This is a genomic window from Paenibacillus polymyxa, from assembly GCF_018614975.1.
GTDB classification, from domain to species: domain Bacteria; phylum Bacillota; class Bacilli; order Paenibacillales; family Paenibacillaceae; genus Paenibacillus; species Paenibacillus polymyxa_E.
This window is the reverse complement of the sequence record NZ_JAGGNR010000012.1, coordinates 108,972-121,143: the sequence shown is the minus strand read 5'-3', so window position 1 is coordinate 121,143 and position 12,172 is coordinate 108,972. Positions and strand designations below refer to the sequence as shown.

Below are 12,172 nucleotides of genomic sequence, written 5' to 3'. Positions count from 1 at the left end.
TTTGTGCATGTTCAGAAAAAACCTCTATTTGTAGAGTCTTTCCAGTCCACTCTGAATTTCGGTTACGGTATCATCAAGCGAGGCTTTGTTGTTGAAGTACACACCCAGCTTATCGTTAATGAGCTTCATCATTTCGTTCCATTGCGGGTTGAACGGTTCTGCATAGATCGTTGATTCACTGAACGCAGCCATGTTGATTTTTTTGCCGCCATATTCAGCATTCAGGAATTCATCACTGGACAGACCCGCTTTGGTTGCAGGAGCATCCTGACCAGCTTTGACCATTGGCATCTGTGCTTCCGGTGTGGTCAGTGCTTCGATGACTTTGAATGCTTCTTCCTTGTGTTTGGAAGCGTTGGTAATCGTTAACCCGTTAAAGAATGCGTTCGTTTCGCCCCATACCGGAGAGATATCCCAATTAATGCCTTCCACCTTGGCAAGTGATCCGATGTTCCAGAACCCTGTCGTTTCCATGGCGATTTTGCCTTGAGCGAACAGCGGATCAGCTCCGATATTCCCCATGTCGGCAATCTCGGTTGGCGTTGGTCCCGCACCGTGTGTGAAGGTCAGGTCATTCATGAATTGCAGTGCTTTACGCACAGGCTCTGTATTGAAGGTCGGTTTACCACTCTCATCAAACAATGAGCCACCGTTCTGGTAGATCAGCTGCATCCATTGCGGCCACCAGCTACCCGGATAGTAACCCCATTGAGTCGTCTTGCCGTTCTCCTTCACCGTCAGCTTCTGAGCTGCCGCCATCAGATCGTCCTGTGTCCAATCTTTGGTTGGGTATTCCACCCCAGCCTTGTCGAACAGATCTTTGTTATAAAAGAGGACCATCGCACCTGCCCGATCCGGCAAACCAAATTGTTTGCCATCATACTTCATCAGGTTTGCAATATCATCGGAATAACGCTCAGACATGTTCACATTGTTGGCCTTAATCATGTCATCCAGCGGTATAATCTGATTCTTGGAGGCGTAAGCCTGATAGTTCTCGGCAATCATCATGATGTCCGGTGCCGTTCCCCCGGCGATCATGGTCTGTACCTTCTGGTCATAATCCCCTGCAACCACGTTCAGCTTCACGTTAATATCGGGATACGTCTGCTTCACAATGTCGAGTCGTTCCTGATAAATCTTCTTCTCATCCTCCGAGCCCCAGATTGTCATGCTCAGATCAACCTTGCCGCCGGACTCGCCGGAAGAACCGCTTTTACTCCCGCTGCTACAGGCTGTAAGACCCATTACCATGACCAGCATCAATAACGAAATGACCTTTAGACTTCTTCTCATACGTTACGCCCCCTTGAACTAATGAATAGATGACTACACTGAAACCCGTTTCATGAAATGGGTTTCATTAAGCTGAAACATAAAACCCGTTCCACTTTATGAAAGGGGTTTCATTCACGCACTCATTATATTTCACCCTTCGAGGAAATGTCAACGCTTTCTTTTTCCAATTACAGGCCCTTTATCTTGCAGCAGGTCCCGTACTTTGACGCACAATTAGCTCCGGTTGCAGAATAATCTGCTTCTTCGGTTTGCCTTGGTTAATCAGCTCATGCAGCACATCCACAGCCTGTTTGCCAAGCTGATACGTGTTCTGGGATACCGTTGTCAGTTCCGGTATAACGGCAGTGGCAAGCGGTGTATCATCAAAGCCCACGATGGACATATCCTTCGGAATGGACAGCCCATGCTCAATCGTTGACTTGATCGCACCAATTGCCGTGTTGTCATTCACACAAATGACTGCGGTTGGCGGATTGTCACGATCCAGCAGTTTGGACATTTCACGTTTACCATCGTCGATGGAGAAGCTTCCGAGCAACTGCCGTTCTTTCGGGATTTCGAGCCCATGCTCCCGGAGTTTTTTCTGCACAGCTCTGACTTTGACCATGGTGGTGGACAACTCTTTCAGACCGCCGACAAAGGCGATATCGCGATGCCCCAGTTCAAGCAAATGCTCAGCTGCAAGGGATGCCCCTGCACCTTCATCCGTGTACACCCGGTGGAACCCGCCTTTGGCAATATTGCCATTGACCAGCACGATTGGCATACGCTTGCCCATATCAATCAATTCCTGCGCCATATCATCCGGACAGACCTGCATGTTAATACGCCCGCCGAGAAAAATAATCCCGTCTACCCGCTTCTCTCGCAGGATGGACAAATATTCAGATTCCCTGTTGTAGTCACCGGCGGTATTGCACAGAAAGAAGGTATATCCCAATCCGCGTGCCTCATTCTCCGCGCCCCAGAACACTTCCGGGAAGAAAGGATTTGTAATGTCCGGCAGGATGATGGCAATGGTGCCCGTCTCTTTCTTGATCAGACTGCGCGCCTGCGCGTTGGGCTGAAACTGGTGTTTTTCAATGATGGACATAATCTTCTCTCGGGTGCTTGCACGCACAGGTGCCGTATCATTCAGCACCCGGGAGACTGTCGCTACAGATACATTTGCTTCTTTGGCGATGTCGTATATGGTGATCGGTGTCATAGCGGAACCTTCCTTTTTCTCTAATTTTCCCTATTTTCCCTGCTTATCATACCAGATAAGGAATGACGATGAAATGGGTTTCAGTGACGGGCGAATGATTTCACACTGAATCCATAGAAGTTCCGGATATAACATTCATACGTGAATTGTTCGTTACATTACGCTTTAGCGTCAATATTTTCACAGGACACGTTTGCTTTTCTTTATTTCACCTTCTAATCTGCGTTTATGGTCCATATATTAAATTGTAAGCGAATTCATTGGAGATTAGAGGAGTGTGAACAACGTCATGATCATTCAAGTCAGTCCGCTGGCAGAAGCAAGACTTACTGAAAAGCTGAGAGATCGACCAGGCTATTTCAAATTGTTTTATGATACCGATGGATGCGGTTGTGACGGAATTGCGGTACTTCTGATCTTAAACGAGCCGGATAGCGATGATGTTACCATAGAGGCGGGGTCGCTTCCCTTTGTAATCAACAAACAGCAGCAGATTTACTTTGAACCCTGTTTGCGTCTGCAATCCGAGCACAGTTTCCCTTCGTTCCGACTGAGTAGCGATTCCATGATCTATGGCAGTAATGTCAAAGTCCATGATTTACGAGATACCGCAGACGTAGCCCCTCAGCCTACTGGATGGTTTGTACGATAAACGTTGAATCCGCACTATAATCAAAACCTCCCAAGCCCAGATGTTATGTGGGACGGGAGGTTTTTTATCAATTTCGAACGAGTTCATTAGGTATTATTCTTGTAACATTTCATTTTTAATCTAGAGTTTTCTGTCAGTTCAATATCACTCAGATTACTTCACAAGAATTTCAATTGAGTTCATGGTCATAGAGATATCCGCGGTCATATCCACAATGAGATTTTGTTTCCCTTTCTTGGTTACCATAAATTCATCTTCAACTTCAACTACTTGACCTGATTTAAATTCAGTTACATATCCCACATCCTTATAATTACGCTCCTCGTCACTACCGGAAAAGGAAAAACGAATGATTGGTTCTCCATGAGATACTTCAACAGGTTTAATACCTGTATATTTTAAAGTTCCTTTTACTTTCAATGTCTCACCCGTACTTAAAACTGTTGGTGTTGTTACTTCAAGAACGAAATCAGATGTTACTACACGTTCAGTAATTGTATCTTCATTTTTTTCTTTTGGTGAACATCCCGCAAATATCATGGATACCACTAATACCAACATTAAGATGTTATTACTCATTTTATTAATTTCGTATCACCTCTTTCATACTCAAACGAATGATACGTAGAAAGGGTTGCTCAATTTGTTCCTAGGTTTTCCTGAACTTTCTGATGTACCATCCCAAAGGATAATTGAAGAAGCTCCATCGTTTTCAACAAAATCATCAAGTTGGCACAAAAAGAGCTTACACACCGGCATATTGAAGATAAATTACCTATCATTATTGAAGGCGATTTTATCTATCCCGAATTAACATTATCTTTTGATAACCCACAGGTGAAATCAATATTTGTACATGAATCAGATAAAAATCAAATAGTGCAGAATTATTTAGCAAGAGAAGGTGGCAAATTACAACATGATAGAGCTGAAGTAAGTATTTCATAGATAGCAGATACCTGTAAGAGAAGTTGAATAAAAGCAGCCAATCAAAATGATCGGCTACTTTCTTTGTTTTATTCAGCTAACGTTTCCCGCTAGCTTAAGAGTAATTTCACTTTTTTAATTGAGTCATCTTTTTCAGGAGTACCGCAGTGCAAACAGATATAACACTGGCTAAATATAAAAGAGCATATGCTATGGCAGCATAATATGTAAGTTCAGCTTCAATATCGGAGCTTGTAAGAAGCAGAATAATGGAAAAGCCAACAACAAAAACTACAGTACCTAACAGAACATTTTTAATTCCTTCTTTCACATACTCACCTCCCAGAAATTTTTTACAGTTCCCGACCTGCTATTTTAGCGTTTATAATTTTCGCTCCCTTAGGCTATTCTCAATTGTTATCTAGCCCTTTCCCAAAACAAGTCTTTTGGTTGTATGATTCGAAAAATTCGGAATGAATATCCAGTGTTTTAATAGTGAGTAGATATCCATTTATCATGTTAGCAATCATTTCTATTTCAGATACATTGTATGAAGTTATATCCATTTTCGAAATGATCACTTGCTTACCAAGCACTTTTGATAAGGAAGAGGTAATTTGTTTCTTTACATCGTCATTTAAACTTTCAAACTGGAGTACAAGATTTTCAAGGTCATCATCGCTACCTTTCATCAAACTGTGGGATTGGATAGCACTATGCGTTGGAGATGAAGACTTGATAGCATAAATCTCAATGATGTCATCCACTTTAAATTTAATGTTTATACCTTCTTCTGTTTCAACAAATAAGTAGCCTTCATTTAATCCTTTAGCAACACCACGGAAAAATTCATCTCGATTATTAACTTTAAATACTACAGAATGTTGTTCTTTAACTGTCATCTCAATAAATTGTCTCTTATTCATCATATTATGCAATGTGTTCCCCTCCCTTTTAAAGATAAAGTATTCTATATGAGATAGTATGTTATTCCATTGTCTTTACACTAAACTGCTCCTTAAATCAATAAGTTAGATGAACAGTATCGTCCGGGTCTGAACCAGCTGATCCCCATACTTCCCCTTCAACGCGATAACCGCCACCACTCCATTGAAGCAAGTAACCTCCAGTATTCATACCTTGGGTGAAACCTTCTTTACTATTCCTCCAATCCAAAGATTCCCCGGCAGCAATCGTTCTAGCGAAATACACTTTACTAGTATCTAAGTGCGTTAAACTAACATTGACTTCATGGCTACTATTGTTCTTCATAAGCAGTTTTATGTGTACAAATTCCGGATTTACGGAAAAGGGTTGCTGTACCGTTGCGCCTCCAGAAGCAATATAGTGGGAGGGTTTGCTCTCTTGTTCGCTTAAAGAATTAGAAATCGTTGTACTTTCAGACTTGCTTGATAATACACTAGATTTTGGAGTAGACATATTCTCTTGAGTTGGACTTGTGGAATCACAGGCAGTTACGGTCGCTGTTGTTAAAGCTAATGCTACAACAGTAAAAAATAGTCTCTTTTTCTTCATTACTTCATTCCTCGTATTCTTTTAGTTATTCTAAAAACCTATAGAAGTTCCTCGTTATGAACAACGCTATCAATCAATAAAAGTTACACCTGTAATTCACAAGATGGCATTGAGTTACCTGCCCGTTGCTGAGCAAAAGCAGCCGATCAGGTTGATCGGCTACTTTCTGAGGTTTATTGAGTTACCGTATTCCTTGAGTATAACAAATGACGACTGATATAATTTGACGCTTCAATATCATCGAAAACCGAAATGCTTTTCAACTTCCAATAACATCTGATCTTTATTGGACTGAGTTGTTCTCATGAACCATTTTAATTGATACTGCTCCGCTTGTTGCAGGTAATGATTCGATGCTCTAACCACCGTGTTTAATGTTTCGTCCCGTGCAAGTTGTGGATCTGATAAACTAGGGAACTAATCCTCCATGCCTCTCAGATGATCTCGATCCAGATACTCCGCTCGAATTAGGTCATCTTCTGCAAACATATAAACAACTCGGTTGGGGTTAACAATCTCCCTTAGATAAGCAGGTTCCATAAAAGTATCTACTACGATTGGCTTCTCTTTCCCCATCTGTAACAAATCCAAAATAATAAACTCAACGCTTTCATCAAACACGGAATTTAACCAGTGACTTCTATCGTTCCCACGCCCTAAAAAGAACCATTCCCAATCAATGAAATGTCGGTCTTAATTTTCTGATAAATTTATTCCTCGAAATCGCTTTTTACAAAGTAATTACCGTGAGAAAAAATCTGTTTGGTATCAGCAGTTAAATGATCTAAGTTATCCACCGTTTCCTTCTCGGAAATGAAGGCGTCTTTCTTGGGTACCCTATTAAATGTTCCAAAAGATGTCGTTATGCCACTGACATTTTCTAGAGCTCTATTAATTTCCTCTTCTGATAATTTTACTGCAGGACCAAAATCTGGATAGTTTGGGTTATCCGCTTTAGAATCAACATCATAACTATTAGCATAAATACTTAAAGCAGTCACTGCTGAAACAGTTATTATTAATACCGTACTGATAAAGAATTTTTTCATTGGTGGTCACTCCTCAATCGTATCTATAGTATGGGCCTGTGTTTTAGTAGAAACCAGATACAACAACTAATGATTTGTATACCGCAAAGCGTGAATCGGTGTACCTTTAGTGACTTCACCTGTCAATGTATTGATTTCTAGTGGCTCTACTAAAACCTTCCATCCATTTTCGCTTTTGAAAATTTTATATGGAAGTGGTGGTGACTGTTCGTAGCCTTGTCCTGCATACTTTTGAACTACATAAAATTGAACTTCATCCGTGTTGATTTGTTTGGTTTCCACAATTTCATACCCTGTAGTTGGATTGGTTTTAAAATCCTTCACATATCCTTCTTCACGACTTTTCTCATCCAAATAATTTGTATCTTCAGAATAGAACATCATTCCCTCTACATCCTTAGCAATGTAAGCCTGAAAATACTCCGTTGCTGCTTCCATCGGAGTTTGGGCTACAACTCTTTCTGCAGTAGTAGTCGATGCTACTAAAATAGAACTAGCAACAACACTGGCAAGTAAAAGTGATACTAATCCTTTTCGTTTCATGGATTGAGAACTCCTTTTTAGTGATAGAGTTGGTAATAGTGATCAAATTTTCTTTAGATCTATTTAGTATAACGCATTGAATTATTGGAAAGTTTTTATATTTATGAAAAATTTGTTTACATCTATCTTTTAGCCTCTTTATCCAAACTCTTCTTTACGCCCGCCTCACTTAATGTTAGATTTTATAACATATCATTATGAAAGCGAGTGGGTTGAAGATGGATCTGCAACAGTTATTGACTATCCCCATTCTCTCCAAAGCAAAGGTTATTGCCGGACATCGTGGACTAGATCGGTTGGTGCAATCGATTAATATTATGGACGCGCCAGATATTGTCCAATTCCTGAAGCCGGGAGATATGCTGCTGACCAACGGTTATATCCTGAAAGACCGCCCTGATGCTCATCTTGGATTCATTACAGACATGCATACGATTGGTTGTGCGGCGCTTGCTGTCAAGACACAGCGCTTCTCTCTTGAATTATCCCCGCAACTGCTTGAGACAGCCGACAGGCTGGGCTTCCCAATCATCGAACTGTCCGAGATAGACAATACACTCGGTGAAATATTTCAACATTCGATCAGTGCCATCCTTCAGAACAAAACTCATGAGCTCCACTACGCCTTGTCTATTCACAAGCAATTTTCCACGATGGTGATGCAGGGAAAAGGCATACCCTCCATCGTAGATACATTGTCTCAACTGCTATCTTCGCCTGTACTTTTGCTTGGTTCGAAGAAGCAGATTACAGCAAGCTCCCATTATGCACAACAGATGGATCACCAGTCTCTCGCCGCTCCCTTAGTGACATTGATAGATGAGCACCCTTCCTTCCACACCACAATCTCGATCTGCCTACTTACTGCTGATAAATATCGGCATGCTGAGCTTCATCCCATCTTCACGGATCGGCACGAGGGTTATTTGATCGCACTATACGACAGCTCCGCAAGCTCTAAGCTCTCCACTTTGGCACTGGAGCAAGCCGTCAATGTGATCGGTCTCGAGTTAACCAAGAAGCAAGCCGTCAAGGAGCGCTCACGCCGTTACAAAAATGAATATTTCTCCGATCTCATTCAGGGCTTCATTCGTTCGGAACAAGAAGCGCTGCATCGCGGCAAGAAATATGGGCTGCAAGCCAAAGGAAGTTCCGTTCTGATCATCGCCAAAAAGGATGAATCCTTAGTGGGCATACCTAAACAGAACTCTACTTCCTCCGGGGAAGAGCGGTTCATCTCGGAACGAGACGCTAATTACGAGTTGATTAAACAGGAGTTCGCCAGATTGGCTCTCTCCTTTGTCATGTTCACTAAGAACGACCAGTTCGGCATACTCGTCTTTTTGGCCGAATCGTCTTGGGACGAACACACCGTTGTTCAGCAGCTTGAACAGATCGCGAGCACCCTATATACGGAATCGCAGCTCAGCCTATCCTTCGGCATAGGTAATTCCTACACCAATGTATTGGATATTGGACTCTCCTATAAAGAGGCAGTCAAGGCGCTTCAATCCGGCTATCAGATGCGAAAGACCCGCTTCGCTCATTCCTATCAAACCATGGATATAAGCCGTCTGCTGCGCATGATTCCCCACGATGAGATGCTCCAGTTCCATCAAGAAACCTTTAAGCCCTTCAACGACCGAGATCCAAACGAGCGTAACGAGCTTATGAAAACCTTGTCCTCCTTCTATGAAAATCATTGCCAGATCGTTGATACGGCGAAAGAGCTCTTCGTACATCGTAATACAGTGATCTACAGATTGGAGAAATGCGAGAAACTAACCGGCAGGAACATTAAGGACCCGATGGAGAGCCTTCGCTTCCGACTTGCCTTCGCACTTGAGTCCCTTCTGAATGTTAATCCAGCCCCTAGCGAAGTTAATCATACGTCTTAAACCGAGGGCGTGTAATGTATAATGACACGTTTTTCTCGTGCTCCTTTCATATTCAATTCATATTCAATCTTCATTTGTGCATTATAACTGATTTAATTCTATTTTTATGTTCATAGTAACTAATGACAATTGTGCTATCAGTCTATATGATTAGGAATATATTCATTAATGTCAAGTTACTTAACATCTAATTACATCAAGAAACGAACTACCATCAGGCTGTAGGAAAGGGGCTACCATCATGGCTATACAGATACAAGGCGTATCCAAATCATTTGTCAGTGCAACCGGAGAAGATATTCAGGTCCTGGCTGAGGTTTCGATGCAAATCAAGAAACAGGAGTTCTTCAGTATCGTGGGACCAAGCGGTTGCGGCAAAAGTACGATTTTCAATATTATCGCAGGTCTGCTTAAGCCAACCAATGGCAAGGTTATCGTCTGTGGTGAAGAGATCGATCAGACCACCGGACATGTCGGTTATATGATGCAGAAGGATCTATTGCTCCCTTGGAGAAGCATCCTGGATAATGTCACGTTAGGCTTGGAAGTGAAGGGCATGTCCAAAAAGGATCGCGGCGATATTGCCATGGATTATCTGGATCGTTATGGCCTGGCTTCATTCGCAGGAGCCTATCCCTCCACACTATCAGGTGGTATGCGCCAACGTGTAGCCCTCATTCGTACCCTCGTTACCCAGCCCGATATAATATTACTGGACGAACCCTTCTCCGCACTTGATTATCAGACCAGACTCATTCTGGAAGATGAAATCTTGTCTATCCTGAAATCCGAGGGCAAGACAGGGGTGCTTATCACGCATGACATCGAGGAAGCCATCGCCATCTCCGACCGTATTGCCGTCATGAGCAAAAGACCAACAACCGTGAAGCAGGTGTATGACATTGGTCTCGCCTCGCAATACGGTTCAGCACTGAAAGCCCGCTCCGACCAGAAGTTCAAGCAGTATTTTGAATCGATCTGGTCAGAGCTTGACATCCAAATGGGGAGGATCAGCTAATGAAGAGCACATCACCTGAAGTTACCCTTGCCGGAAAGCCTGCTGGAGTTACGAAGAGCAAGAACAAACACAGACAGTCCACATTCTCCAAAGAATGGCTGGTAACAATGCTATGGCGGTTCATTATTGTTGCAGTCATTCTAGTGATCTGGGAATCCGCTGTTCGTTTGGAGCTCGTTAACGGATTCCTCATGGGATCACCAAGCGCCATTCTTGATGCCGCCATCACGATGGCCAGCTCAGGGCAACTGCTTACAGACGCGTTTGCAACGGTGAATGCCACCGTTATCGGCTTTTTAGCCGGAAGCTTAATCGGCTCATTGGCAGGACTGCTCATGTGGTATTCCAAGTCCGTTGCCCGTGTGCTCGATCCGTTCATTGTAGCGATGAACGGTATTCCGAAGATCGCCCTCGCTCCCATGATTATCATCTGGTTTGGTTCAGGCATCTTCTCCAAGATTGCATTGGCCTCCGTAGCAACATTCATCGTAGCGCTATTATCCGCCTACCAAGCGACGCATCAAATCGACGAATCCCAGATTAATCTGATGAAATCCTTCGGTGCAAAGAAATCACAAATTTTCCGCAAAATTATCGTTCCTTCCTCTCTGCCATGGATCATCTCAGCCTTCCGGATCAATATCGGTTTGGCATTGGTGTCTGTTGTAGGTGGAGAATTCATCTCTTCTGACAAAGGACTTGGCCATATGGTATTCGTCGAAGGTAACCTGTTCAACCTTCCGGCCGTATGGGTCGGCGTGTTCATGCTTATGCTGGTCGCCATGCTCCTCTACACCTGTATCGGTTATATCGAATCCCGTCTCCTTCCATGGAATGACAACAAGACCAGCAGCAAATCCACATCTGTATAGCTGACCTACAACGATTAAAGGGGATTGATGACTAATGCGTACATTCAAAAAGATAGCAATTCTAGCAGCAATGACGTTTATTTTGACTACACTGCTCAGTGCATGCGGAAGCAATGCCACGACACCCGCGAGTGGTGCAGGTGCATCTGATAGCGGGGGGCAAGCAAATACGCAGGTGGACAAAATTATGGTGTCCGAGGTGTATCACAACCTGCTCTACCTTCCCTTGTATGTAGCGAACAACCAAGGTTTTCTAAAGGAGAATCGCATTGAGCTATCTTCTATCCGTGCTGCCGGAAGCGGTCCAACAGCGTTGTCTTCGGTGATCTCAGGCGAGTCTGCGTTCTCCTTCCACGGTCCTGAGCATGTCGCATTTGCAAATGCGAAGGGCGGAGATGCTCGCTCACTGGTCCTTCTATCAGGCAGCGCTCCAGTATGGGCGGTTGCACGAGAAGGAGTAACGGTAAACACCACAGAGGACTTCAAGGGTAAAACCATCGTAGTAGGCTTGGCACCTACAAGCTCGAACAGCTTACTGCGGAAACTATTCGCTGACAACAACATTGATATCGACAAAGACGTGACGATCACCGAGGTTCAGAATGGCTCCGAACTTGGTGCTGTATTAGCCGGCAAAGCCGACATTGCTATCGTTTACGAGCCGCAACTGGATCAAGGCATTGCAGAAGGGCTGCATATCGTCCATGATTTCACAAAGGATTATCCTGACTTTGCCTTTGCAACGATGAATACAACCGCAAGCTTCATTGAAAAGAATCCTGATCTCACCCAGCGCTTTGTCACCTCTATTGAGCAAGCCCTGGACTACATTCAATCGAATCCTGAAGGCGCAAAAGCAGTTGCCGTGAAGGAATTTCCGAATCTGGACAAAAACGTCGTGGAGCAAGCGGTACAACGCATGATCGACAGCAAAGTATATCCTGCGGAGGGACTTATCAATGAATCAGCATTCGAGACCGCAATCGATATGCAGCGCTTCATCGGCAATCTGAAGGAAGACCTCGCTTACGAGGAGATTATCGATTCAAGCTTCACCAAATAGAGAGAGAAAGGGTGATTACTCTGAACCAGGACAACTATCTCACACACCGCCGTACAGAAAGCGCTAAATATGCGGACGGAGTTATTACAAGCGAGGAGCTTGCCCTAT

General features: G+C 43.5%; 15 protein-coding genes. 6 read left to right on the top strand and 9 right to left on the bottom strand.

The features are described 5' to 3' along the window. Positions 1 to 24: 24 nt before the first annotated feature. Entirely contained in the window at positions 25 to 1,296 is a 1,272-nt protein-coding gene (locus J7E78_RS11460; protein ID WP_215076322.1) for an ABC transporter substrate-binding protein, read from the bottom strand. 181 nt (positions 1,297 to 1,477) lie between these two features. Further along, a complete protein-coding gene (locus J7E78_RS11455) occupies positions 1,478 to 2,506 on the bottom strand; it encodes a LacI family DNA-binding transcriptional regulator (protein WP_215076321.1) in 1,029 nt (342 codons plus the stop codon). Positions 2,507 to 2,783: 277 nt separating this feature from the next. Here J7E78_RS11455 and J7E78_RS11450 point away from each other — a divergent pair, with 277 nt between their 5' ends. Continuing rightward, complete coding sequence (locus J7E78_RS11450) at positions 2,784 to 3,158, top strand: iron-sulfur cluster biosynthesis family protein (protein WP_311517027.1); 375 nt, start codon at positions 2,784 to 2,786, stop codon at positions 3,156 to 3,158. A 153-nt stretch (positions 3,159 to 3,311) separates the two neighbouring features. On the opposite strand, the gene J7E78_RS11445 is transcribed toward J7E78_RS11450, so the two are convergent. Further along, positions 3,312 to 3,737 carry a hypothetical protein gene (locus tag J7E78_RS11445; RefSeq protein WP_215076320.1) on the bottom strand — a complete coding sequence of 142 codons (426 nt, stop codon included), beginning with the start codon at positions 3,735 to 3,737 and terminating at the stop codon, positions 3,312 to 3,314. A gap of 150 nt (positions 3,738 to 3,887) precedes the next feature. Here J7E78_RS11445 and J7E78_RS11440 point away from each other — a divergent pair, with 150 nt between their 5' ends. Further along, positions 3,888 to 4,106: a hypothetical protein gene (locus J7E78_RS11440; protein ID WP_215076319.1), complete on the top strand. Its 219-nt coding sequence runs from the start codon at positions 3,888 to 3,890 to the stop codon at positions 4,104 to 4,106. A gap of 106 nt (positions 4,107 to 4,212) precedes the next feature. Here the strand turns inward: J7E78_RS11440 and J7E78_RS11435 are convergent, their stop codons facing one another. From J7E78_RS11435 to J7E78_RS11410, 6 genes are all read right to left on the bottom strand, one after another. Then, positions 4,213 to 4,416 carry a hypothetical protein gene (locus J7E78_RS11435; protein WP_047843932.1) on the bottom strand — a complete coding sequence of 68 codons (204 nt, stop codon included), beginning with the start codon at positions 4,414 to 4,416 and terminating at the stop codon, positions 4,213 to 4,215. 79 nt (positions 4,417 to 4,495) lie between these two features. Continuing rightward, positions 4,496 to 5,023: a hypothetical protein gene (locus tag J7E78_RS11430; RefSeq protein ID WP_215076318.1), complete on the bottom strand. Its 528-nt coding sequence runs from the start codon at positions 5,021 to 5,023 to the stop codon at positions 4,496 to 4,498. A gap of 85 nt (positions 5,024 to 5,108) precedes the next feature. After that, entirely contained in the window at positions 5,109 to 5,621 is a 513-nt protein-coding gene (locus tag J7E78_RS11425; protein WP_215076317.1) for a pilus assembly protein, read from the bottom strand. Positions 5,622 to 6,038: 417 nt separating this feature from the next. Next, positions 6,039 to 6,197: a hypothetical protein gene (locus tag J7E78_RS29365; protein ID WP_251034975.1), complete on the bottom strand. Its 159-nt coding sequence runs from the start codon at positions 6,195 to 6,197 to the stop codon at positions 6,039 to 6,041. Positions 6,198 to 6,331: 134 nt separating this feature from the next. Continuing rightward, entirely contained in the window at positions 6,332 to 6,670 is a 339-nt protein-coding gene (locus tag J7E78_RS11415; RefSeq protein WP_215076316.1) for a hypothetical protein, read from the bottom strand. Between the two features lie 66 nt (positions 6,671 to 6,736). After that, positions 6,737 to 7,213 (bottom strand): hypothetical protein, encoded by a 477-nt coding sequence (locus J7E78_RS11410; RefSeq protein ID WP_215076315.1) that lies wholly within the window; start codon positions 7,211 to 7,213, stop codon positions 6,737 to 6,739. Between the two features lie 218 nt (positions 7,214 to 7,431). On the opposite strand from J7E78_RS11410, the gene J7E78_RS11405 reads away from it, so the two are divergent. From J7E78_RS11405 to J7E78_RS11390, 4 genes are all read left to right on the top strand, one after another. After that, positions 7,432 to 9,111, top strand: a complete 1,680-nt coding sequence (locus J7E78_RS11405) for a PucR family transcriptional regulator (RefSeq protein WP_215076314.1) — start codon at positions 7,432 to 7,434, stop codon at positions 9,109 to 9,111. A gap of 241 nt (positions 9,112 to 9,352) precedes the next feature. Beyond that, positions 9,353 to 10,129, top strand: a complete 777-nt coding sequence (locus tag J7E78_RS11400; protein ID WP_211082670.1) for an ABC transporter ATP-binding protein — start codon at positions 9,353 to 9,355, stop codon at positions 10,127 to 10,129. Next, positions 10,129 to 11,001 carry an ABC transporter permease gene (locus tag J7E78_RS11395; RefSeq protein ID WP_215076313.1) on the top strand — a complete coding sequence of 291 codons (873 nt, stop codon included), beginning with the start codon at positions 10,129 to 10,131 and terminating at the stop codon, positions 10,999 to 11,001. The genes J7E78_RS11400 and J7E78_RS11395 overlap by 1 nt, the downstream gene beginning before the upstream one ends. A gap of 34 nt (positions 11,002 to 11,035) precedes the next feature. Continuing rightward, positions 11,036 to 12,064: an ABC transporter substrate-binding protein gene (locus tag J7E78_RS11390; protein WP_215076312.1), complete on the top strand. Its 1,029-nt coding sequence runs from the start codon at positions 11,036 to 11,038 to the stop codon at positions 12,062 to 12,064. The last annotated feature ends 108 nt before the right edge of the window (positions 12,065 to 12,172 follow it).